Source organism: Lentzea sp. NPDC051838, from assembly GCF_040681245.1.
Taxonomy (GTDB): Bacteria; Actinomycetota; Actinomycetes; order Mycobacteriales; family Pseudonocardiaceae; genus Lentzea.
This window is the reverse complement of the sequence record NZ_JBFAYI010000001.1, coordinates 832,313-854,236: the sequence shown is the minus strand read 5'-3', so window position 1 is coordinate 854,236 and position 21,924 is coordinate 832,313. Positions and strand designations below refer to the sequence as shown.

At 69.1% G+C, this 21,924-nt stretch carries 19 protein-coding genes and 1 pseudogene; 14 read left to right on the top strand and 6 right to left on the bottom strand.

Annotated elements, in window-relative coordinates; genetic code table 11:
* Window positions 1-14: 14 nt before the first annotated feature.
* The 7 genes and pseudogenes from AB0M24_RS03730 to AB0M24_RS03700 all read left to right on the top strand — a co-directional run.
* Entirely contained in the window at window positions 15-770 is a 756-nt protein-coding gene (locus AB0M24_RS03730) for a TetR/AcrR family transcriptional regulator (RefSeq protein WP_363760553.1), read from the top strand.
* A 106-nt stretch (window positions 771-876) separates the two neighbouring features.
* A complete protein-coding gene (locus tag AB0M24_RS03725; protein ID WP_363760550.1) occupies window positions 877-2,118 on the top strand; it encodes a hypothetical protein in 1,242 nt (413 codons plus the stop codon).
* Entirely contained in the window at window positions 2,115-3,071 is a 957-nt protein-coding gene (locus AB0M24_RS03720) for a transporter substrate-binding domain-containing protein (protein WP_363760546.1), read from the top strand. The genes AB0M24_RS03725 and AB0M24_RS03720 overlap by 4 nt, the downstream gene beginning before the upstream one ends.
* 11 nt (window positions 3,072-3,082) lie before the next feature.
* Window positions 3,083-5,212: a tetratricopeptide repeat protein gene (locus tag AB0M24_RS03715; RefSeq protein WP_363760543.1), complete on the top strand. Its 2,130-nt coding sequence runs from the start codon at window positions 3,083-3,085 to the stop codon at window positions 5,210-5,212.
* Entirely contained in the window at window positions 5,212-6,180 is a 969-nt protein-coding gene (locus AB0M24_RS03710) for a protein phosphatase 2C domain-containing protein (RefSeq protein WP_363760540.1), read from the top strand. Before AB0M24_RS03715 ends, AB0M24_RS03710 begins: the two co-directional genes overlap by 1 nt.
* A 55-nt stretch (window positions 6,181-6,235) precedes the next feature.
* Complete coding sequence (locus AB0M24_RS03705; protein ID WP_363760537.1) at window positions 6,236-7,000, top strand: dienelactone hydrolase family protein; 765 nt, start codon at window positions 6,236-6,238, stop codon at window positions 6,998-7,000.
* A 45-nt stretch (window positions 7,001-7,045) separates the two neighbouring features.
* Window positions 7,046-8,584: pseudogene (locus tag AB0M24_RS03700) on the top strand (glycoside hydrolase family 9 protein); the annotation flags it as partial.
* Window positions 8,585-8,672: 88 nt separating this feature from the next.
* Here the strand turns inward: AB0M24_RS03700 and AB0M24_RS03695 are convergent.
* Window positions 8,673-9,635, bottom strand: coding sequence for a helix-turn-helix transcriptional regulator (locus tag AB0M24_RS03695; protein ID WP_363760534.1), 963 nt, complete (start codon window positions 9,633-9,635; stop codon window positions 8,673-8,675).
* Between the two features lie 116 nt (window positions 9,636-9,751).
* Here AB0M24_RS03695 and AB0M24_RS03690 point away from each other — a divergent pair, with 116 nt between their 5' ends.
* From AB0M24_RS03690 to AB0M24_RS03680, 3 genes are read left to right on the top strand one after another with little or no spacing between them, the layout of a single operon-like run.
* Complete coding sequence (locus AB0M24_RS03690) at window positions 9,752-11,062, top strand: MFS transporter (RefSeq protein ID WP_363760531.1); 1,311 nt, start codon at window positions 9,752-9,754, stop codon at window positions 11,060-11,062.
* Window positions 11,063-11,086: 24 nt separating this feature from the next.
* Window positions 11,087-11,509 (top strand): hypothetical protein, encoded by a 423-nt coding sequence (locus AB0M24_RS03685; RefSeq protein ID WP_363760528.1) that lies wholly within the window; start codon window positions 11,087-11,089, stop codon window positions 11,507-11,509.
* A gap of 16 nt (window positions 11,510-11,525) precedes the next feature.
* A complete protein-coding gene (locus AB0M24_RS03680; protein WP_363760525.1) occupies window positions 11,526-12,293 on the top strand; it encodes an alpha/beta fold hydrolase in 768 nt (255 codons plus the stop codon).
* Here the strand turns inward: AB0M24_RS03680 and AB0M24_RS03675 are convergent.
* Window positions 12,282-13,310: a LacI family DNA-binding transcriptional regulator gene (locus AB0M24_RS03675; RefSeq protein WP_363760522.1), complete on the bottom strand. Its 1,029-nt coding sequence runs from the start codon at window positions 13,308-13,310 to the stop codon at window positions 12,282-12,284. The two genes, AB0M24_RS03680 and AB0M24_RS03675, sit on opposite strands and share 12 nt — an antisense overlap.
* 157 nt (window positions 13,311-13,467) lie before the next feature.
* On the opposite strand from AB0M24_RS03675, the gene AB0M24_RS03670 reads away from it, so the two are divergent.
* The 3 genes from AB0M24_RS03670 to AB0M24_RS03660 are packed head-to-tail and all read left to right on the top strand — an operon-like array spanning window position 13,468 to window position 16,259.
* Window positions 13,468-14,481, top strand: a complete 1,014-nt coding sequence (locus AB0M24_RS03670) for a sugar ABC transporter substrate-binding protein (protein WP_363760519.1) — start codon at window positions 13,468-13,470, stop codon at window positions 14,479-14,481.
* Between the two features lie 3 nt (window positions 14,482-14,484).
* The gene (locus AB0M24_RS03665; RefSeq protein ID WP_363760516.1) at window positions 14,485-15,498 is read left to right on the top strand and encodes an ABC transporter permease; all 1,014 of its coding nucleotides are present in this window, start codon (window positions 14,485-14,487) and stop codon (window positions 15,496-15,498) included.
* Window positions 15,495-16,259, top strand: a complete 765-nt coding sequence (locus AB0M24_RS03660; protein WP_363760513.1) for an ATP-binding cassette domain-containing protein — start codon at window positions 15,495-15,497, stop codon at window positions 16,257-16,259. Before AB0M24_RS03665 ends, AB0M24_RS03660 begins: the two co-directional genes overlap by 4 nt.
* Here AB0M24_RS03660 and AB0M24_RS03655 read toward each other — a convergent pair.
* A complete protein-coding gene (locus tag AB0M24_RS03655; RefSeq protein ID WP_363760510.1) occupies window positions 16,228-16,587 on the bottom strand; it encodes a DUF4440 domain-containing protein in 360 nt (119 codons plus the stop codon). The genes AB0M24_RS03660 and AB0M24_RS03655 overlap by 32 nt on opposite strands.
* On the opposite strand from AB0M24_RS03655, the gene AB0M24_RS03650 reads away from it, so the two are divergent.
* Window positions 16,582-16,959, top strand: coding sequence for a helix-turn-helix domain-containing protein (locus AB0M24_RS03650; RefSeq protein ID WP_363760507.1), 378 nt, complete (start codon window positions 16,582-16,584; stop codon window positions 16,957-16,959). The two genes, AB0M24_RS03655 and AB0M24_RS03650, sit on opposite strands and share 6 nt — an antisense overlap.
* On the opposite strand, the gene AB0M24_RS03645 is transcribed toward AB0M24_RS03650, so the two are convergent.
* Genes AB0M24_RS03645 through hrpA form a run of 3 tightly spaced genes read right to left on the bottom strand, consistent with a single transcriptional unit; the run spans window position 16,933 to window position 21,869 of the window.
* Window positions 16,933-17,448: a hypothetical protein gene (locus tag AB0M24_RS03645; RefSeq protein WP_363760504.1), complete on the bottom strand. Its 516-nt coding sequence runs from the start codon at window positions 17,446-17,448 to the stop codon at window positions 16,933-16,935. The two genes, AB0M24_RS03650 and AB0M24_RS03645, sit on opposite strands and share 27 nt — an antisense overlap.
* Window positions 17,449-17,465: 17 nt before the next feature.
* Window positions 17,466-17,984, bottom strand: coding sequence for a hypothetical protein (locus AB0M24_RS03640; protein ID WP_363760501.1), 519 nt, complete (start codon window positions 17,982-17,984; stop codon window positions 17,466-17,468).
* A gap of 18 nt (window positions 17,985-18,002) precedes the next feature.
* Complete coding sequence (gene hrpA / locus AB0M24_RS03635; protein WP_363760498.1) at window positions 18,003-21,869, bottom strand: ATP-dependent RNA helicase HrpA; 3,867 nt, start codon at window positions 21,867-21,869, stop codon at window positions 18,003-18,005.
* Window positions 21,870-21,924 lie beyond the last annotated feature (55 nt).

The following is a 21,924-nucleotide window of genomic DNA, read 5'->3' as shown; positions in this document are numbered from 1 at the left end:
GTAGGGTCGCGCTCGTGATCGAACACACGGGCAGCGGTGACCCGGCGCGGACGCTGGCGTTGCTGTGGCGCACGCAGGAGCGGGTGTCCAGGAAGGGCAAGCCCGACCTGAGCGTGGACCGCATCGTGCAAGCGGGTGTCGCACTGGCCGACGCCGACGGGCTGAAGGCGCTGTCGATGCGGCGCGTGGCCGAGCAGCTCGGCGTCGGCACGATGTCGCTCTACACCTATGTACCGGGCAAGGGCGAGCTGATCGACGTCATGGTCGACACGGTGCAATCCGTGACGGGACGTGCCCTCGCTGACGGCTGGCGCGCGCACCTCACCTACGTGGCGCGCGAGAACCTCGCTCTGTACCGCAAGCATCCGTGGTTGTTGCAGGTCGCGCCGTCGCGCACGGTGCTGGGCCCGCAGGTGGCGGCGAAGTACGACTTCGAGCTGCGCGGCCTGGAGGGCATCGGCCTCACCGACATCGAGATGGACTCGGTGCTCAACCTGGTCCTGGGCCACGTGCAGACGTCGGCGAGGGGGCTGACCGCGGCGGCCGTGACCGAGCAGGAGACGGGGCTGACCGACCAGCAGTGGTGGGACGCGGCGGCGCCGGTGCTGATGACCGTGTTCGACCCGGCGCGCTTCCCGGTCGCGGCTCGGGTGGGCGGCGCGGTGGGTGAGGCGCACCAGAGCGCGTTCAGCCCGGAGCACTCGTTCGAGTTCGGTCTGGAGATGATCCTCGACGGCGTCAATCGGCTGATCGAGTCGCGGCAGGGGTAACACCTGAGTGACACCTGGCGGGATGCGTCGTTAATTCCCACGCGGTGTCCTGTGGGTGCCTACAGTTACGCCACGCCGATCAACTTCACCGTCGGGAGGCCCGCTCGTGGTGATCGACTCGCAGCCGCGACAGGCGCTGGTGCGCCGGGTCACCGGTCTGGCGCGGTCGACACCGGGGCGGCTGAGCCTGATCATCCTGGTGCTCGTGATCGCGAGCCTGGCCAGCGGCGCGCTGACCACGTGGAGCGTCAACCGGCAGGAGCGCGCGCTCGAAGACCTGGCGACGCGGTCGGAGCCTCTCGCGCACGCCGCGCAGGAGGTCTACCGGGCGTTGCAGGACGCCGACGCGACGGCCGCGAGCGCGTTCCTCTCGGGTGGCCTGGAGCCTCCTCAGCTGCGGGAACGCTACGAGGCGGACATCGCGCAGGCTCAGGCCGCGCTGTCGGTCGCCACGGCGTCCTCCCCCGACCTCACCGCGACGCTGGCGGCCCAGCTGCCGGTGTACACGGGGCTGATCGAGACCGCGCGGTCCAACAACCGGCAAGGTTTCCCGGTCGGCGCGGCGTACCTGCGGGAAGCGTCCGGGCTGATGCGCACGCAGCTGCTGCCGGCGGCGCAGGAGCTGTACCGGGCGGAGACGGACCGGGTCGCCGCGGCCCAGGACGAGGCGAACTTCCCGTGGGGCTCGATGAGCGTCGCGCTGGCGTTCGTGATCGCGCTGGTGCTCACCCAGCGTTACCTGACCCGCAAGACGAACCGGCTGCTCAACGTCGGCCTGCTGATCGCGACGGGCGCGGCGGGCCTGTCGCTGCTGTGGGCCACGACGGTGTCGGTGCTGGTGATCAACGACGTGGCGGACTCGCGCACGGCGTCGGAGAAGGTCGACGTGCTCGCGCAGGCTCGGATCGCGACGCTGACGGCACGAGGCGAGGAGACGTTGACGCTGGTCGCGCGCGGGGCCGGGCAGGCGTACGAGAAGAACTTCGTCGAGGTGTCGGAGAAGCTGGAAGGTCTGCTGGACCAGGCGAAGCGGCTGGACAACACCGAGGCCGTCGACCAGGCGATGCGGCACTTCCGGCAGTGGCAGCAGGTGCATCAACGCATCCGCGAGGCCGACGACGCCGGGCAGTACACCGACGCGGTGGCGTTGATCAACAACCCGTACTTCGACTCGCTGGACCAGGACCTGGTGCGGGCGATCGGCGAGGCGCGGCAGGACTTCAGCGACGAGGTGGCGGTGGCGCGGGCGTCGCTCGCGGGCACGGTCGTCGGGGTGCTGGTGCTCGCGGTGATCGCCGCGGTCGGGTCGACGATGGGGTTGTGGCAGCGGCTCAAGGAGTACCGATGAGGCGCCTGACTCTGGTGGCGGTGCTGCTCACCGCAGCTTGTTCGGCGGGTCCGGCGCCGAGCGAGGTGATCCCGCGCAGCGCTCCGGCACCCCAACCGGCCAACGCCAGCACGGTCACGGCCGCGCCGAGCAGCACAGCAGGCCCGTCCCCGTCGTGCGACGCGACGGCGAGCCTGCGACCGGGAGCACTGCCTCCTGCGGGTCAGATGCCGGCGGGGTCGAACATGGAACGGATCCTCAAGCGCGGCCGGTTGATCGCGGGCGTGGACCAGAACTCGTACCTGATGGGGTTCCGCAACTCCTTCACCGGCGAGCTGGAGGGATTCGACGTCGACGTGGCCCGGCAGCTCGCCAAGGCCATCTTCGGCGACGAGAAGAAGGTCCAGTTCAAGGTCGTCACGGCGGCGGAACGGATCGGCGTGCTGCAGAAGGGCGACGTGGACGTCGTGGTGCGGACGATGACGATCACCTGCGACCGGCTCAAGGACGTCGACTTCTCGCAGGTCTACTACCAGGCGGGGCAGCGGGTGCTGGTGCGCCGCAACTCCGCCATCAGCGGCGTCGAGAGCCTCAAGGACAAGAAGGTGTGCGTGGCGTCGGGCTCGACGTCGCTGAACAACGTGATCAACCGCGTCAAGACGACGGTGAGCGTGCCGAACTGGACGGACTGCCTGGTGATGCTGCAGCAGGGGCAGGCGGACGCGATCTCCACCGACGACACGATCCTGGCGGGGCTCGCGGCGCAGGACCCGTACACCGAGGTGGTCGGGTCGCGGTTCACCGAGGAGCCGTACGGGGTGGGCATCCCCAAGGGCCAGGAGGACCTGGTCCGGTTCGTCAACGGCGTGCTGGAGCAGATGCGGGTCAACGGCACGTGGAGCGGGATCTACTGGCGTTGGCTGAACACGCTGGGTCCGGCACCAGCGCCGCCCGTCGCTCGTTATCGGGACTAGGGGGTGGCGACATGAGCGAGGATCTGGATCTTCCCGCCACGGGACCGTCGACGGCGCCGGGGACCGCGGCCTGGTCGGTGTCGCAGGAGGTCTCGCGCTCGAACTCGGGCCGCACGCGCCGGGGCAGCGCGCGGTCGATGAGCCGCGGCCGGTTGGGCGCGGGGCTGGTCGAGGTGCCGCGGGTGCCGTACCGGGATCCGAAGACGGCGGTGCTGGAGAACCCCGAGGTTCCCGAGGCGAAGCGGTTCTGCTCGAAGTGCGGCAAGAAGGTCGGGCGGCGCAAGGACGGCAAGCCGGGCCGGGTGGAGGGGTTCTGCCCGCAGTGCGGTCATGCGTACTCGTTCACGCCGAAGCTCGCGCCGGGTGAGGTGCTGCACGACCAGTACGAGGTGCTGGGGTGTCTCGCGCACGGTGGCCTGGGGTGGCTCTACCTGGCGCTGGACCACGCGGTGAGCGACCGGTGGGTGGTGCTCAAGGGCCTGCTCGACTCAGGTGACGCCGATGCGATGGCGGCGGCGCTGGCCGAGCGGCGGTTCCTGGCCGAGGTCGAGCACCCGAACATCGTGAAGATCCACAACTTCATCCGTCACGAGGATCGCGAGACCGGCAAGCTCGTCGAGTACATCGTGATGGAGTACGTCGGCGGCGAGTCGATCAAGGACATGATCACGCGCCGGCGCCGGGACGGTCGTGGTGACGAGGCGTTGCCGCTGGCGCAGGCCATCGCGTACGTGCTGGAGATCCTGCCCGCGGTCGGTTATCTGCACGGTGTGGGGTTGCTGTACTGCGACTTCAAGCCGGACAACATGATCCACACCGAGGAGCAGCTCAAGCTGATCGACCTGGGCGCGGTGCGGCGGATCGACGACCACCACTCCCCCATCTACGGCACGATCGGCTACCAGGCGCCGGAGATCGGCACGATCGGGCCGTCGATCTTCTCCGACATCTACACGATCGGGCGAGCTTTGGCGGTGATGAGCTTCCCGTTCGACTTCCGCGGCCGCTGCAAGGACAGGCTGCCGACAGTCGACGAGGAACCGCTGCTGGGCCGCTTCGAGTCGTTCCACCGGCTGCTGCTCCGCGCGACGAATCCGAACCCCGAGCTGCGGTTCTCGTCCGCGGAGGACATGGCGGACCAGCTCACGGGCGTGCTGCGCGAGGTGCTGGCGATCGAGGACGGCGTGCAGCGGCCGGGCCCGTCGCGGCAGTTCACGCCGGAGCGCCGCCGGTTCGGCGTCGAGGGCGCGCTGGACCTGGCCGAGGTCGCGCTGGCGCTACCGGCGCCGAGCGTGAGCACCTCGGACGCGGCGGCCTCGTGGCTCGCGACGGCGACGACGTCGGATCCGGCGGGCCTGCGCAAGGCGCCCGAGGTCACCGTGGAGGTGCGGCTGCGGATCGTCCGGGTGCTCATCGAGTCCGGCGACACCGAGGCCGCTCTGCGCGAGCTGGAGGCGTTGACGGCACCGTCGATGTTCGACGAGTCCGAGCTGGACCCCGAGGACTGGCGGCCCGACTGGTACCGGGGCCTGGCGGCGTTGATCGACAAGCGGGCGGAGGACGCGCTGCGGTTCTTCGACGCGGTGTGCTCGGCGGTGCCGGGTGAGGCGGCCCCGAAGCTCGCGCTGGGCGTCTGCTACGAGGCCACGGGTGATCTGAAGTCGGCGGCGGGCTGGTACGAGCTGGTGTGGCGGACGGATCACGCGTACGTGTCGGCGGCGTTCGGGCTGGCGCGCGTGCTGCTGGCGTGCGGGGACCGTTCGCGAGCTGTCGACGTACTGCTGTCCGTTCCGGACACTTCTTCACAACACCTGGCGGCGCAGATCGCGGCGGTGCGCGCGCAGCTCGGTGACTGCGGTGCCGAGGACCTCGTCGCGGCCGGGGAACGGTTGCACGCCTTGGACATCGACGTCCATTCGCACACCCAGCTGTCGGCGGAGGTGCTGGAGGCGGCGTACGACTACGTGACCCGCAATCAGGACGCCGAGGGCAAGGTGCTGGACTGTGCACTCTCCGAACACGAGCTTCGGCTGGGTCTCGAGCGGCGCTACCGCACGCTGGCCCGGTTCGCGGCCACGCCGGAGGAACGGATCGCATTGGTGGACCGCGCGAACGCGGTAAGGCCTAGGACGTTGGTTTGATGGACACCCTGAAGTGCCCGGAGTGCTTCGCGCCCGTCGCGCAGGAGGACCGGTTCTGCGAGGCCTGCGGGCGCAACCTGCTGGTCCGCCGCACGCCGCTGGGCGGGCCGACCGGTCCCGCGCAGGCCTCGTGCATCCTGTGCGGGTCTCCCGACATCGATGACGAGGACTACTGCACCCAGTGCGGCCGTCACCAGCCGTCGGCGCGTGATCGGGTCGAGTACACGCTCGGCGCGGTCTCGGGTGTCAGCGATCGGGGCAAGCGGCGGGCGCGCAACGAGGACTCGATGGCGTTCGGGCACGTCGCGGGCAAGGGTGTCGCCGCCGTCGTCTGCGATGGCGTGGCGTCGTCCGAGCGCGCCGAGCAGGCCTCGCAGGCTGCCGCCGACGCCGCGGTGGACGTGCTGCTCAACGCGCTGATCGAGACCGCGGACCCGCAGGAGGCGATGGTCGACGCCGTCGCGGCGTCGTGCCTGGCGGTCGAGCAGCTGGTTGAGGCCGAGCCGATGGAGGCGGGCGCACGGGGTGTGGCGCCGTCGTGCACGTTCGTCTCCGCGCTGGTCACGGAGACGTCGGTGACGATCGGGTGGGTCGGTGACTCGCGCGCGTACTGGCTGGCCGAGGAGGGCTCCAAGCAGCTCACCACCGACGACACGTGGGCCGCGCAGCTCGTCGCGGAGGGTGTGCTGACCGAAGAGCAGGCGCGCACGGACCGCCGGGCGCACGTGCTGTCGCGGTGGATCGGCGCGGACGCCGGGCGGGTGGAGCCGCAGGTCGTGCAGCTGCAGCCGACGACGCCGGGTGTGTTCGTGCTGTGCTCGGACGGGTTGCACAACTACCGCCCGCAGCCCGAGGACCTGCAGCCGCTGCTGGGATCGGGTCCGGACGAGTACGTGAAGGTCGCGCTGGACGCGGGTGGCCACGACAACATCACCGTGGTGCTGGTGCCCTTCGCCCCGGCCCCCTGACGGGACTGAGTATCATCGTCTTCGGAAGCTTTGTTCCTTCTGGAAGGACGAGCAGTTGAAGCGTGCAGTGCAGGGCACGACCGTGGACGTGATCACCGAGGACGGCACCGCGGACGCCTACCTGGCACATCCCGAAGGCGACGGCCCGTTCCCCGCTGTCCTGTTCTACATGGACGCGTTCGGCTTGCGCCCGCACCTGGAGAAGATGGCCGACCGGCTGGCCGGCGCCGGGTACGTCGTGCTGGTGCCCAACGTGTTCTACCGGGCCGGACGGGCACCGGTGGTCGAGCTCCCCGAGTACATCGACCCGGCCGCGCGGCCCGGGTTGTTCGAGCAGATCATGCCGATGCTGCGGTCGTTGACGCCGGATTCGCTGATGAGCGACGCTCGCGCCTACCTGCAGTTCCTGGCGGACTCGCCGCTGGCCGCTGACGGTCCGGTCGGTGTCACGGGGTACTGCATGGGCGCGGGTCTGGCGTTGCGGACGGCCGGAACCTATCCCGGTCGGGTCGCCGCGGCGGCCGGATTCCACGGCGCGAACCTGGCCTCCGAGGCCGACGACAGCCCGCACCTGCTGGCCGGTTCCGTGACGGCCGAGCTGTACTTCGCGCACGCCGACCAGGACGCTGCCATGCCCGCTGAGCAGGTCGAACGTCTGGAGAAGGCGCTCACCGACGCCGGCGTGACGCACCGCTGCGAGGTGTACGCCGGGGCGCACCACGGCTACACCCAGGCGGACACCGCCGCGTACAACGCCGAGGCCGCGGAGCGTCATTGGACCGAGTTGTTGGCCCTGTTCTCGCGGACTTTGAAGTCGTAGTGTGATCACGCCGCCGCCCTCCGTAATGCTTTGGAGGCGTACGGGATGGGCACTGCGAGGCGTTCTTTCCTGCTGGGAACGGCGGGAGCCTTAGCCGCTGCGGGCACGGCGTCGGCCGCTCCAGGTGGTCTGACGTGGGTGTTGACGAACAACGTCGGGTACGAGGCCGAGGGGCCGAAGCGGGCGGTGATCGCCTGCACGACCCCTGGCCCGCACCGGTTCGAGCTCGTGGAGCACGGCACGGGCAAGGTCGTGCACCGCGGCTCGGCCAAGGCTGTGGGCGCGGTGGCGGACTGGAAGGCGAACCAGTTCCCGGCCGTGCCGTCGTTCTACTCGGTCGTCGACTTCTCGAACTTCACACGTTCCGGTGAATTCGTGTTGTCGACCGAGGGTGGGGTGTCGCGGCCGTTCGTGATCGAGCCGCTCGTTCTGGAGCGGCGGACGCTCCCCCACGTGGTCCGATTCTTCAAGGACTCGCGGTCGTTCGGCGAGTACGACCGGGTGGACCGGTCGCTGCCCTACGAGCCGGATCCGTCGGTCCGCGTCGACGCGCACGGCGGCTGGTACGACGCGGCGGCGGACTGGTCGAAGCACTTCACCCAGCTGTCGAAGTACTCGTTCTGCAACACGCTGCAACTGCCGTTGACCGCGTACGTGCTGTGGACGTCGTACGACGAGCTGACGCGGCGCGACAACCCGGACTTCCGGCATCTGCGGGAGCTGCTGCACGACGAGGCGGTGTACGGGGCGGACTACCTGGTGCGCGTGCAGATGCCGGGTGGGTCGTTCTACGGCTCGGTGCGGCAGCCGCAGGAGGACGACATCGGCATCGACCCGGCGAAGCGGTTCCTGCGCAAGGGTCCGCTGAACTACCGCGAGGGGTGTGGGGTCGCGATCGCCGCGCTGGCACGGGCGGCGCGGGGCAGTGTGGACGGTGAGTTCCCGCGGTCTCGCTATCTCGCGGCGGCCGAGGCGGCGTTCTCGTTCCTGCAGGTCAACAACGTGCGGTTGACCAACGACGGCAAGGAGAACATCCAGGACGACTACAACGTGCTGCTGGGCGCGGTGGAGTTGTTCAAGGCGACGTCCAAGCCCGAGTACAGGGCGGAGGCGGATCGTCGCGCGGCCGCGTTGGTCGCGAGGATCCTGCCGCGCGGGCACTTCCGGGCGGACGACAAGGATCGGCCGTACTTCCATCCGTCGGACGCGGGCATGCCGGTGGTGGCGTTGCTCGCCTACCAGTCGCTCGGTGGCGTGGACGTGCTGCCGGCGATCCGGAAGTCGCTGGAGTTCGAGCTGGCGGTCACGGGCGCGGTGCCGAACCCGTTCGGTTATGCGCGGCAGGTGGTGCAGACGGCGGCGGGTGAGCGGTTCGACGGGTTCTTCTTCCCGCACGACGCGGCGGGCACGTGGTGGCAGGGCGAGAACGCGCGCCTGGCTTCGCTCGCCGCGGCGGCACGGTTGGCGGCGCCCAAGTTCGACGCGGCGTTCGCTTCCAAGCTTCGGGCGTACGCGGCGGATCAGCTGAACTGGATCGTGGGCTGCAACCCGTTCGACGTGAGCATGCTGGAGGGCAGCGGGCGGACGTCGCCGATCTACCTGGAGTACCCGGACGGGTCGGCCACGGGTTCGTGGCGGTGGATCCGGGCGGCGGGCGGGATCGTCAACGGGATCACCGGGCGTGCGGCGGACGGTCGTGGGATCGAGTGGGATCCGGGGGTGGCGTCGTCGGGTCCGAACACGGACTGGCGGTGGCTCGAGCAGTGGATCCCGCACTCGACGTGGTTCCTGTACGCGGTGGCCGCAGGCTAGAAGCGAGGTCCAGCAACGTCATGGCGTCGTGGTCGGGTGTGCCGGGCGTGGCGAGGTAGACGATGAGGCGCTGGCCCTGGGCTCGGTTCAGGGTCAGCCCCTCGTGCGAGAGCGTCATGGTGCCGACCTCGGGGTGGTGCATGGTCTTCTCGCCGTCGCCGATGGTGCGGACCTCGTAGCGTTCCCAGTGCCGGTTGAAGTCGGGACTCTTGACGATGAGCTCGCCGACGAGCGCGGCCAGGTCCGGCGCGTCCGGATCGGTGCCGGCGATGGCGCGCAGCTGGGCGACGCACGCCTTGGCCTTCACGTCCCAGTCGTTCCACAGCTCGCGGGCGTTGGGATGCAGGAAGGTGTACCTGATGGTGTTGCGCTGTTTCTCGGGCCAGTCCTCGATGCCGTGCAGCAGGCGCAGTCCGCCGGGGTTGGCGGCGAGCAGGTCGTTGGTGCGGCTGACGACGTAGGCGGGGTTGGGCCGCAGGGTTTCCAGCAGCAGCTGCATCGTCGGGCGGACTTTGCGGGACGGCAGCGCGCGGGGTTCGGGTGCCTGGCGTGCGGCGGTGGCGGCGAGCTCGCGCAGGTAGGTGCGTTCCTCGCAGTTCAGGCGCAGCGCTTCGGCGAGCGAGTCGACGACGGATGGACTCGGTCGGGTCTCCTTGCCGCGTTCGAGGCGCACGTAGTAGTCGATGCTGACTCCGGCGAGCGCGGCGACCTCCTCGCGGCGCAGGCCAGGGGTGCGGCGGGGACCGGTTCTGGCCGGGAGCCCGACGTCGGCCGGGCTGATGCCGCCGCGGCGTGCTCGCAGGAACCTCCCGAACTCGGTCATGCGCTTCAGTCTGCCAGCGGATCGTCGTCGTTCCCTGGCCGTGTCACACCCCCTCTCGCACTACCCGGAAGATCGCGGTCTGCCGCGCGTTGGTGATCATCGCGAGTGTTGGTGCCGTGACAACTCTCTTAACCGCCAGGCCGGCCGCGAACCCGAAGCTGGTGCTGGCGACGGCGTTCCTGGGCATCTTCCTGCTCAACCTCGACTCGATGGCGATGAACGTCGCGTTGCCCGGCATCGGTCGTGAGCTCGGTGGCAGCACGGCGGGTCTGCAGTGGATCGTGGACGCCTACCTGCTGATGTTCGCCGCCCTTCTGCTGTCCGCGGGTGCTTTGTCGGACCGGGTCGGGGCGAGTCGTGCGTTCGGTGTCGGGACGGCGATCTTCACGTTCGCGTCGGCGGCGTGCGGCCTGGCACCGGGCCTGGCCGAGCTGATCGGCGCTCGACTGCTGCAGGGCGGCGCGGCGGCGATCATGCTGCCGTCGTCGCTGGCCTTGGTGCGGCAGGCTTTCCCGGACGCGGCTGAGCGCGCGCGGGCGATCGCGTTGTGGACGGTCGGCGGTGCTCTGGCGATCGCGTGCGGTCCCGTCGCCGGTGGGGTGCTGACGGGCACGCTGGGCTGGCGGTCGATCTTCTTCATCAACGTCCCGGTCGGCATCGCGACCCTGGTGGTGCTGGCTCGCGCTCCTCGGTCACCGCAGGTGCCTCGACCGCTGGATCCGCTGGGCCAGATCACGGCGATCGTGGCGCTGGCGGCGTTGACGTTCGGGGTGATCGGCGGCTCTCTCGTGGCCTTCGGTGCGGCTCTCGTGGCCGCGATCGCGTTCGTGGTCGTTGAGTCGCGGGTGGCGGCGCCGATGGTGCCGCTGAGCCTGTTCGTGTCGCGGACGGTGTCGTTGTCGGTGGTGATCGGGTTCGTGGTGAACGCGGCGTTCTACGGGTTGGTGTTCGTGCTGAGCCTGTTCTTCCACGACGTGCTGGGGCTGTCGCCAATGGCCGCCGGGTTGGTGTTCCTGCCGATGACGGCGGTGATCGCTTTCGCCAATCTGGTGTCAGCGCGGCTGGCGGCTCGGTTCGGGCCTCGGGTGCCGATCGCGGTGGGGCCGGTGATCTGCGGGCTGGCGATGGTCTCGCTGCTGTGGGCGGGCACGGCTCCGGTGATCGCGGTGTTGCTGGTGCCGGTCGGGTTCGGGCTGGGGATGGTGGTGCCGTCACTGACCGCCGTCGTCATGGGCGAGGTGGCGGCGGATCGCGCGGGGATGGCGGCCGGGGTGCTGAACTCGGTGCGGCAGACCGGTGGGGCGCTCGCGGTGGCGGTGTTCGGCGCGGTGGGCGGGGTTCAGGTCGCGCTGGTCGTGGCGGTGGTGTTGCTGGTGGCGGCGACGGTGGCGGCGTTGCTGCTGCCACGCCGATTTACCACCGCCTAACTGGCCGCAGGCACCGTCGCCTCCGTGAGATTCGTTTCTGTCGCGGCGGTGGCCGCGTTCGTGCTGGCCGGCTTGTCGTCCGGGATCGCGCACGCCGAGTCGGCGCCGGGCTGCGACCGGGTGACGCAGATCGGGAGGACCGCCTACATCGACATGGGCGGTGGCCCGGTGGCGTCGGTCAAGCAGTTCAAGGGCTGCGGGAAGAACTTCGCCTACGTGTGGGTGTGGGACTCGTGGATCAAGCCGGGCCGCTCCTACGAGGTGCAGGCGTCGATCTACCCGGACGGCCGCAACCCGGCGGGTGGCGTGCGGGTGCGCAACAAGCAGGAGGTGTGGTCGAAGGGCACGGACACGCTGGACGTGTGCACGCGTGCGTCGGGCACGCTGGTGGACCTGGTGGGCGACCCGAGCTACGGCTGGCAGGCGTTCACCGACAAGCGCTGCTGAGCCTCATCATGGGGTGATGTGGAGGCCGGTGTTGATCGCGGCGGCGGTGGTTGTCACCATCGTCGCCGTGGTCTTCGGCTTTCAGCGCAAACTCGTCTACTTCCCCTCCCCCGGCCCGCTGCCGTCCGCGGAGGAGGTTCTCCCCGGTGGGCGCGATGTTCGGCTGGTGACGGCGGACGGGTTGATGCTCGACGGCTGGCACTTCGAGGTGCGGGACGCGCCGGCGACGGTGATCGTGTTCCCGGGCAACGGCGGCAACCGCGAGGGGCGGGTGCCGATCGCGCGGGCGTTGACCGATCGCGGGTTGTCGGTGCTGCTGTTCGACTACCGCGGTTACGGCGGCAACCCCGGCCAGCCGTCGGAGGAGGGTTTGACCTACGACGCGCGGGCGGCGCTGGATCTGATCGACGGGCCGGTGATCTACCTCGGCGAGTCGTTGGGCGCGGCCGTCGCGGTCGAGCTGGCGACGCATCGGCCGCCCGCGGGCCTGGTGCTGCGGTCGCCGTTCACCTCGCTGGCGGCGGTCGGGTCGCACCACTACCCGTGGCTGCCGGTGAAGATGTTGTTGAAGGACCAGTACCCCGTGCTGGAGCGGGTGTCGACTGTGGACGTTCCGACCACCGTGATCCTCGGAACCGCGGACTCGGTGGTGCCGCCCGCGCAGAGCCGTGAGGTCGCCACCGCCGCCAAGGCCCGGTTGATCGAGGTCGCGGGAGCTGATCACAACGACGACGTGCTGGCGTCGGGGTCGCAGGTGATCGACGCGGTGCTGTCAGTGAGGTGAGATCTCGCCGGACCCGCGCCGCACCAGCGACGCGGGGACGACGGCGTGCACGGGTGGTGAGGTGTCGCCGTCGATGCGGGCGAGGATGAGCTCGGCGGCTTTGCGGCCGATGCCGGGGACGTCCTGGCGCACGACGGTGATGCCGGGTTCGAGCATGTCGGCGAGCGGGAAGTCGTCGAAGCCGATGAGGGCGACGCGGTGGTGCAGGCCTCGGGCCCGCAGCACGCGCATGGCGCCGACGGTGACGAGGTTCTGGGCGGTGAACAGCGCGGTGGGTGGCCGGTCGAGGTCGAGCAGGTCCGTGGCGGCGGCGTCGGCGAGGTCGGCGCCGTGCAGGTCGGTGCGCACGAGCTCTTCGCGCAGGGTGAGGCCTGCTTGGGCGAGGCCTTCGAGGTAGCCGGTGTAGCGCTCCTGGCTGGTCCACAGGGTGCGGCGGTCGCCGAGGAACGCGATGTCGCGGTGGCCGAGCGAGGCGAGCTGGGTGACGGCTTCGCGGGAGCTGTCGCGGTTGGTGGTGGTGACGCAGTCGGTGCCGTCGAAGGTGGGTGGCCGGTCGACGAGGACCATCGGGGTGCCGCGTTCGCGTTCCTGCTGCAGGGCGTCCTGGTGTCCGCCGGCGGCCATGACGACGACGCCGTCGACGCGGCGGGCCGAGAGCGAGATGAGCAGTTCGCCCTGCAGGGTGCGGTCGTCCTCGCTGCTGCCGGCGAGCACGAGGACGCCGTTGTGGCGGGCGCGGTCCTCGACGGCGCGCAGCAGGGCGGAGTCGAACGGGTTGGAGAGGTCTTCGAAGAGCACGCCGATGGTGGCGGTGCGGCGGTCGGAGCGGCGCAGTCCGCTGGCGGCGAGGTTGGGCCGGTAGCCCAGAGTGCGGGCGGCGGCGCGGACGCGTTCGACCACTTCGGGCCCGGCGCCGGGCAGGTCGTTGATGACGCGGGAGACGGTCTTGGTGCTGACCTTCGCCAGCGCCGCGACGTCGCGCATCGTGGGTTCGCGTCTTTCCCCTGCTTGATCCATGTCCACCCACTTCGGGTAACGCTTGTGTAACGGCCTGTTGTGGCGTCTTCTCCGGGAAAGCTAGCGTCAACGATGACGTAAGGGAATCCCCTCTTAACCCGTAACCGCGCCCGAGTTTTGTCCGGTCGGTTACGTCAACGTTGACGTAGGAGGAGTCATGTCGCGCAGAGCGTTCGGTCTGACGGCGGCGGCGGTGCTGGCGCTGGTCGCGGCGGCGTGCGGGAACGGCGGTTCGTCGGGCGGCACGCTGGTCGGCCTGGTGACCAAGACCGACACGAACCCGTTCTTCGTGAAGATGAAGGAGGGCGCGCAGCAGGCGGCGACCTCCGCGGGTGCGACGGTGCAGTCGTTCGCGGGCAAGCAGGACGGCGACAACCAGGCGCAGGTGGACGCGATCGAGAACCTGATCGCGTCGGGCGCGAAGGGCATCCTGATCACGCCGTCGGACTCGAAGGCGATCGTGCCGTCGGTGGACAAGGCGCGGGCGGCGGGTCTGCTGGTGATCGCGCTGGACACGCAGCTGGAACCGGCGTCGGCTGCGGACGCGACGTTCGCGACGGACAACTTCAAGGCTGGGCAGCTGATCGGCGCGTGGGCGAAGGCGAAGTTCGCGAAGGACGGCAAGCAGGCGAAGATCGCGTTGCTGGACCTGAACCCGAACCAGGTGTCGGTGGACGTGCAGCGCGACCAGGGGTTCCTGCAGGGCTTCGGCGTGGACGTGAAGGACAAGAACAAGATCGGTGACGAGTCGGATCCGCGGATCGTGGGCCACGACGTGACGAACGGTGATCCGTCCGGCGGGCGCACGGCGATGGAGAACCTGCTGCAGAAGGATCCGGGCGTCAACCTGGTCTACACGATCAACGAGCCCGCGGCGGCCGGCGCGTACGAGGCGTTGAAGGCGGCGGGCAAGGAGAAGGACGTTGTGATCGTGTCGGTCGACGGCGGCTGTCCCGGCGTGACCAACGTGAAGGCCGGGGTGATCGGGGCGACGTCGCAGCAGTACCCGTTGAAGATGGCGCAGCTGGGTGTGGAGGCGGTGACGAAGTTCGCGAAGGACGGGTCGAAGCCGCAGGACACGGACACGGGCGTCACGCTGATCACCGACCAGCCGGCCGAGGGCGTGGAGTCGAAGGACTCGGCGTTCGGCCTGCAGAACTGCTGGGGCTGAGCCGTGGCCGCAGTGATGGATCCGGTGGTGGAGACGCGGGAGACCTCGCCGTTGACGCGGGTGCAGCACCTGTTGCACGCGCAGGCGACGATCGGGCCGGCGGTGGTGCTGCTGGTGTCGGTGGTCGTGTTCGCGTTGCTGTCGGAGCGGTTCCTGACGCCGGGCAACATCTCGCTGATCCTGCAGCAGGTCGCGGTCGTGGGGACGCTGGCCGTGGGGCAGACGATCGTGATCCTGACGGCGGGGATCGACCTGTCGTGCGGGGCGATCATGGTGCTGACGTCGATCGTGATGGCGAAGGTGGCGGCGGAGACCGGGTTGCCGGGTTTTCCCGCGCTGCTGCTGGGTTTCCTGGTCGGCACGGTGTGCGGGTTGCTCAACGGGCTGCTGGTGACCCGGTTGAAGCTGCCGCCGTTCATCGTGACTCTCGGGACGTTGAACGTGTTCTTCGCGCTCAACCTCTGGTACTCCGAGAGCGCCACCATCCGCGGTACGGACATGCCGTCGCTGCTCTTGTGGACCGGGCAGACCTTCACGGTCGGCGGCACGCGGATCACCTACGGGTCGATCATGCTGGTGCTGCTGGTGGCGGCGATGGCGTTCGTCCTGAAGAACACCGCGTGGGGCCGGCACGTCTACTCCACGGGTGACGACCTGGAGGCGTCGCGCCTGTCGGGTATCCGGACCGCGCGGGTGCTGCTGAGCGTCTACGCGACGGCGGGGCTGGTGTACGCCGTGGCGGCGTGGACGTTGATCGGCCGGATCGCCTCGGCGTCACCGCAGGCCGGGCAGACCGACAACCTGGACTCGATCACCGCGGTGGTGATCGGCGGGACGTCGCTGTTCGGCGGCCGTGGCGCCGTCGTCGGGTCGCTGATCGGCGCGTTGATCGTCGGTGTGTTCCGCAACGGCCTGGCGCTCGCGGGTGTCGACGTGCTGTGGCAGACGATGGCGGTCGGTGTGCTGATCATCGTGGCGGTGTCGCTGGACCAGTGGATCAGGAAGGTGAAGGCATGACCACGCCGGTGCTGCAGGCCCGCGGCCTGGTCAAGCGGTACGGGAAGGTGACGGCGCTGGCGGGCTCGGACATCGAGCTGCTGCCGGGCGAGATCCTCGCGGTGATCGGCGACAACGGCGCGGGCAAGTCGTCGCTGATCAAGGCCCTGTCCGGGGCGGTGATCCCGGACGAGGGCTCGATCTTCGTCGACGGCGAGGAGGTGTCGTTCTCGACGCCGCTGGACGCGCGGCGGGCGGGGATCGAGACGGTGCACCAGTCGCTGGCGGTGTCGCCGTCGCTGGACATCGCGGCGAACCTGTTCCTGGGTCGTGAGCGGCGTCGTCCGGGTGTGCTGGGGTCGGTGTTCCGGATGCTGGACCGGGCCGGGATGCGGGAGGAGGCGCGCCGGCAGCTCGACGCGCTGGGGATCATGACGATCCAGAACCCCGGTCAGGCGGTCGAGACGCTGTCCGGTGGTCAGCGCCAGGCCGTGGCGGTGGCGCGGGCGGCGGCGTTCGGCAGCCGGGTCGTGATCATGGACGAGCCGACGGCGGCGCTGGGTGTGCGGGAGTCGCGGGCGGTGCTGGACCTGATCCTGCAGGTGCGGGAGCGGGGTCTGCCGGTGATCCTGATCAGCCACAACATGCCGCACGTGTTCGAGGTGGCCGACCGGATCCACATTCAGCGCCTGGGCCGCCGCAAGGCCGTCGTGGACCCGAAGTCGGTGTCCATGTCGGACGCGGTGGCGATCATGACCGGGGCTCAGGAGCCGCCGGACTAGTGCCGAAGGGGTTGTCGATCACGTACCGCCACCGGCCGTCCGCGCCTTTGCGCGCGACGTCGGTGGCGGTGCCTGTCACGTCGCCGATGGTCCAGTCGACGATGAGCAGGGCGATGCCGTCGTGTTCGTAGACGTGGCGCGGGGTGACGGTGATGGGCAGTCCGAGGTCGAGAAACCGCTGGTTGGCGGCTTGCCGGGCGGCGCCGCTGACGGTCTGGCCCGGTGCGGGGACGAACAGGCCGCCGGGTTCGTAGACGGCGTCGACGGCGTCCGCGTTCTGGGAGTTGAACGCTCGGGCGAACTCTTCGGCCACACTGACGGGATGCATGCCGACAGCGTCGCGTTCGCGGAAGTGGGTCACCAAACGGTGACCTGGGACCGGCCGTCCGAGGACTGCCCGGTGGAAGTGGCGCTGGCGGCGGTGTCCGGGCGGTGGGCGACGCTGGTGCTGCGCAACCTGATGCACGGCCCGCAGTCGTTCTCGGCGTTGCGCGCGTCGCTGCCGTCGTTGAGCGCGAAGGTGCTGACGGAGCGCCTGGACTCGTTGGTGGCACAGGGTTTGGTGTCGTGCACCCGCTCCCCCGGTTTCCCGGTGCGGACCTCCTATGCCGTCACGGCGAAGGGGTTGTTGCTGCGGCCGTTGCTGGTGGAGCTGTACCGGACGGGCGAGGCGCTACTGGGCGAGGTCGCGGATCACTGACTCCAGCGGCGCGAGCACGGCGCGGGAGTACTTGAGCTGCTCGGACACCAGGACGATGTCGCGGTTGAGGCGACGCCAGAAGCCGCCCTGGACCGGGATCTCGATCAGGGTCAGCGCGAACAGGGGTGTGTGGCCGAGTTCGGTCGTGAGCCCGTCGACGATCTCGTTGAGCAGCTCGGAGAAGGCCTGCCTGCCCTCGGGCATGGCCGGGGTGGGTCGCCAGGCGGCGTGGGCGTCGCGGAGTTCCTCGGTGACACCGCTCGGCCAGCGGTCGGGGATGTTCTGGGAGCCGGTCGACATCAGGGACTGCGCGAACCAGCGGTCCCACTCGTCCCCGTCGACCGTCGTGGTGCTCTCGCGGGGCACGTGCGGGGTCAGGGGCGGGATGGAGTCGGCGGTGGGGGTGCTGACGCCGAGCGCGTCGCGGACGTAGAGGGTGAAGGTGTCCCCGGTGCCGCTGGAGACGACCCATTTGTTCCTGAGGTCCATATCCGACGGTACCGGCGTCAGCGGGCGAGGTCGCGGATCACCGACTCCAGCGGCGCGAGGACGTTGCGGGAGCCCATCAGCTCCTCGGACACGAGCACCTTGTCGCGGCTGAGCCGGCGCCAGAACTGTCCTTCGACGGGGATCTGGAGGACGTCGAGCGTGAAGATCGGCCGGTGGCCCAGGTCCTGTTCGAGCTCGCTGACCACTTCGTACAGGACGGTGGAGAACGCGGTGGCGGGCGCGCGCCGGTCGCGGATCGGCCCGCTCCACCGGGTGTAGGCCTCGCGCAGCCCCACCGTGATGCCGATGGGTTCGCGGCCCCACCCGTTCTGGGTGCTGTCGCGCCACCAGCGGTCCCAGTCCGGGGTGAACTCCGGCGGCACGAGGACGCCGGTGACGGGCGGGACCGCCGGGGTCAGGCGTGGGATGGAGTCGGCGGTCGGTGTGCTGATGCCGAGTGCGTCTCGCACGAAGAGGGGGAACGTGCCACCGTCTCCGCTCGAGAGCACCCACGTGGAATCCCCCGAGAGGTTCATGCTCCACGGTAGCTCTCTTTACAAGGGCACGGCGTCCAAAGCCTTGTAGATGCGCTTGTCGCTGACCGTGTAGCGGGTGGGGATGGTCTGGGCGAAGTACGACAGGCGCAGTTCCTCGATCATCCAGCGGATCTCGTCGAGCTCGGGCGCGGGCTCGTCGGCCGGGGTCTGGGCGCGCAGCTCCCGGTATTCGGCGTGGACCTGGTGGATCTTGTCGGTCCAGTCGAGGTCGCGGCGCGGGTTCTCGGGCAGTTTCTCGATCCGCCGCGAGATGCCCTTGAGGTAACGGACGAGGTCAGGCAGCCGGTCGTAGCCGGTGTGGGTGACGAATCCCTTGTACACCAGCGAGTTGAGGTGCGCCCGGATGTCGGCGACCGAGTCCGGCGCGTTCTTGAGGCCGGCCAGTTTCAGTTCGGCGTCGTGCGCGGCTTCGAGGACCTTGCGTACTTCCTGCACGACGACCCAGGTGGTGTCGTTGAGCGCGGCCTGGACCTTCTTCAGTTGCGCCGCATAGGTTTTGGCGTCCCAGGCGGGGTCGCCCATGAGCCGGTCGACGGCGGCCATGATGCAGTCGGACAGCAGCTGGGCGACGCCGCCATGGGGATTGCGGGTCAGGGCGAGCTTGGCGGCGTTGTCGAGGTGGCGTTGCAGGTGTTTGACGGGCGAGTTGATGCCCATCAGCAGAAGCCTGCGCACGCCGCGTCGGTGCGCGTAGGTCTGGCGTCCGGGGGTGTCGAGGACCTTGATCGCGACGGCGGAGCTCTGGTCGACCAGCGACGGGTACGCGGTGACGGTGATGCCGGACTGGCGTTGCTCGATGGTTCTGGGCAGGGCGTCGAAGTCCCAGGTGGTGAGGCCGGTGCGTTCGAGGTGGCCGGCGGCCTGGCTGAGCGACTCGCGGACTTCGTCGCGCAGTTTCTCCTTGAGCACGGCGATGTCCTTGCCCTCGGCGAGGGTGCGGTTGTGCTCGTCGACGACCTGGAAGGTGAGCTTGAGGTGGTCGGGGACGGCGTCGAACTGCCAGTCCTCGCGCTGCACCGTGACGCCTGTGAGGGCTTTGAGCTCGCGTTCGATTCCGTACAGCAGGCTCGTTTCCTCGGGCTTGATGCGGGCGAGCACGGCCGTGGCGACGTCGGGGACGGGCACGAAGTTGCGGCGGATCTGCTTGGGCAGTGACCGGATGAGCGCGACGACGAGCTCGTGGCGCAGGCCGGGGATCTGCCAGGAGAACGCGTCGTCGTCGAGCGTGGTGAGCGCGGGGAGCGGGAGCTGGACGGTGATGCCGTCCTTCTTGGTGCCCGGTTCGAAGTGGTAGCTCAGCGGCAACGTGAGCTCGCCCTGGCGCCACTGGTCGGGGTAGGCGTCCGGGGTGACGTTCGCGTTGTCGTTGACCAGCATGTTCTTGGTGAAGGTGAGGACGTTCTTGTCCTTCTGCTTCTTCCACCAGGAGTCGAAGTGGCGCGCCGAGACGACCTCGGGGGCGACGCGCTGGTCGTAGAACTCGAACAGGGTCTCCTCGTCGACGACGATGTCTCTTCTGCGGGCCCGGTTCTCCAGCTCCCCGACTTCTTCGAGCAGGGCGCGGTTGGTGTGGAAGAACTTGTGGTGCGTGGTCCACTCCCCCTGCACGAGCGCATGGCGGATGAACAGCTCGCGGGACAGTTCGGGGTCGATGCGGCCGTAGTTGACCTTGCGGTCGGCGACGATCGGCACCCCGTACAGCGTCACCTTCTCCAAGGCGACGACGGAGCCGCGTTTGGTTTCCCAGTGCGGTTCGGAGTACTGGCGTTTGACGACGTGTTCGCCGAGGCGTTCGGCCCACTCGGGTTCGATCTTGGCGACGATCCGGCCCCAGAGGCGGCTGGTCTCGACGAGCTCGGCGGCCATCACCCATTGCGGTGGTTTCTTGGCGAGCGCGGAGCCGGGGAAGATCGCGAACTTGGCGTTGCGGGCGCCGAGGAACTCGGTCATCGGCCGGCGTTTCTCGCCCGGTGCCTGCTTTTTGAGGATGTCTTTGACGCCGATGTGGGACAGCAGTCCGGACAGCAGGGCGATGTGGATGTTGCGCGGGTCGCCGGGCTGGTCGTTGAGGTGCATCCCGATCTGCTTGGCGACCTGGCGCAGCTGCAGATAGATGTCCTGCCACTCGCGCACGCGCAGGTAGTTGAGGAACTCGGCCTTGCAGCGCTTGCGGAACTGGTTGCCGGACAGTTCCTTCTGCTGCTCCTTGAGGTACTCCCAGAGGTTGAGGAACGTGACGAAGTCGGATTCCTTGTCGACGAACCTCGCGTGCTGCTGGGTGGCGGCTTCCTGGTGTTCCTGAGGTCGTTCGCGGGGGTCCTGGATGGACAGCGCCGCGGCGATGATCATGACTTCTTTGAGGCAGCCGGTGGTGTCGGCTTCGAGCACCATGCGGCCCAGGCGCGGGTCGACGGGCAGCGCGGCTAGCTTGCGGCCGGTCGGGGTGAGCTTCTTCTCGGCGGCGTTGATGGCGCCGAGCTCCTGCAGCAGGCCGATGCCGTCGTTGATGTTGCGGCTGTCGGGCGGGTCGATGAACGGGAACTTGGCGACGTCGCCGAGGCCGATGTTCGTCATCTGGAGGATGACGCTGGCGAGGTTGGTGCGCAGGATCTCCGCGTCGGTGAACTCGGGGCGTGCCTCGAAGTCCTCCTCGGAGTACAGGCGGATGCAGATGCCTTCGCTGACGCGGCCGCAGCGGCCCTTGCGCTGGTTGGCGCTCGCCTGGCTGATGGCCTCGATGGGGAGGCGCTGGACCTTGAGGCGGTGGCTGTAGCGGGAGATGCGGGCGTTGCCGGGGTCGATGACGTACTTGATGCCGGGGACGGTGAGGCTGGTCTCGGCAACGTTGGTCGCGAGCACGATCCTTCTGCCGGTGTGCCGCTGGAAGACCCGGTGCTGCTCGCCCACTGAGAGACGTGCGTAGAGCGGGAGGATCTCGGTGTTCTTGAGGTCTTCTTGTTTGAGGGCGTCGGCGGTGTCGCGGATCTCGCGTTCGCCGGACAGGAAGACGAGGACGTCGCCGGGGCCCTCGGCCTGCAGTTCGTGGACGGCGTTGATGATGCCCTGGGTCTGGTCGTCCTCTTCGTCGAGCGGCCGGTAGCGGGTCTCGACGGGGTAGGTGCGGCCGGAGACCTCGATGATCGGGGCGTTCTCGAAGTGCGCGCTGAAGCGTTGCGGGTCGATCGTGGCGGAGGTGATCACGATCTTGAGGTCGGGGCGTTGCGGCAGCAGCTGTTTGAGGTAGCCGAGCAGGAAGTCGACGTTGAGGCTGCGTTCGTGGGCCTCGTCGATGATGATCGTGTCGTACTTGGAGAGCGTCCTGTCGGTCTGGATCTCGGCGAGCAGGATGCCGTCGGTCATGAGTTTGACGAGCGTGTCGTCGCCGGACTGGTCGGTGAAGCGGACCTTGTAGCCGACGGTGTCGCCGAGCTTGCCGTTGAGCTCCTCGGCGACGCGTTCGGCGACGGTGCGGGCGGCGATTCGTCTCGGCTGGGTGTGGCCTATCTGGCCGGTGATGCCGCGGCCGAGCTCGAGGCAGATCTTGGGCAGCTGGGTGGTCTTGCCCGACCCGGTCTCGCCGGCGACGATCACGACCTGGTTGTGCGCGATCAGCTCTTTGATGTCGTCCTTGTGCTGGCTGACCGGCAACTCTTGCGGGTAGGTGATCTTGGGGACGGACTCCCTGCGCAGCGCGACCTTGAGCGCGGCCTCGTCGATCTGGGCGGCGATCTCCTCGGTGATCTTCTTGCGGGCGAGCGGGTCCTTGACCCTGCGTACGCCGTCGAGGCGCCTGGCGAGCCGGCGTTGATCACGCGGCATGAGCTCGGGCAGGCGTTTGTGCAGTTCAGCGAGCGGGGTGTCCATTTGGGCTCAAGGATAGTCAGCCGCCGCGAATCGTTCGCGCCAATAACTGTCGGAC

Coding starts and splice junctions, on each gene's coding strand:
- AB0M24_RS03720 (WP_363760546.1), top strand. CDS start 2,115: ATGAGGCGCCTGACTCTGGTGGCGGTGCTGCTCACCGCAGCTTGTTCG.
- AB0M24_RS03715 (WP_363760543.1), top strand. CDS start 3,083: ATGAGCGAGGATCTGGATCTTCCCGCCACGGGACCGTCGACGGCGCCG.
- AB0M24_RS03710 (WP_363760540.1), top strand. CDS start 5,212: ATGGACACCCTGAAGTGCCCGGAGTGCTTCGCGCCCGTCGCGCAGGAG.
- AB0M24_RS03695 (WP_363760534.1), bottom strand. CDS start 9,635: ATGACCGAGTTCGGGAGGTTCCTGCGAGCACGCCGCGGCGGCATCAGC.
- AB0M24_RS03680 (WP_363760525.1), top strand. CDS start 11,526: ATGTGGAGGCCGGTGTTGATCGCGGCGGCGGTGGTTGTCACCATCGTC.
- AB0M24_RS03675 (WP_363760522.1), bottom strand. CDS start 13,310: ATGGATCAAGCAGGGGAAAGACGCGAACCCACGATGCGCGACGTCGCG.
- AB0M24_RS03670 (WP_363760519.1), top strand. CDS start 13,468: ATGTCGCGCAGAGCGTTCGGTCTGACGGCGGCGGCGGTGCTGGCGCTG.
- AB0M24_RS03660 (WP_363760513.1), top strand. CDS start 15,495: ATGACCACGCCGGTGCTGCAGGCCCGCGGCCTGGTCAAGCGGTACGGG.
- AB0M24_RS03650 (WP_363760507.1), top strand. CDS start 16,582: ATGCATGCCGACAGCGTCGCGTTCGCGGAAGTGGGTCACCAAACGGTG.
- AB0M24_RS03655 (WP_363760510.1), bottom strand. CDS start 16,587: ATGCATCCCGTCAGTGTGGCCGAAGAGTTCGCCCGAGCGTTCAACTCC.
- AB0M24_RS03645 (WP_363760504.1), bottom strand. CDS start 17,448: ATGGACCTCAGGAACAAATGGGTCGTCTCCAGCGGCACCGGGGACACC.
- AB0M24_RS03640 (WP_363760501.1), bottom strand. CDS start 17,984: ATGAACCTCTCGGGGGATTCCACGTGGGTGCTCTCGAGCGGAGACGGT.
- hrpA (WP_363760498.1), bottom strand. CDS start 21,869: ATGGACACCCCGCTCGCTGAACTGCACAAACGCCTGCCCGAGCTCATG.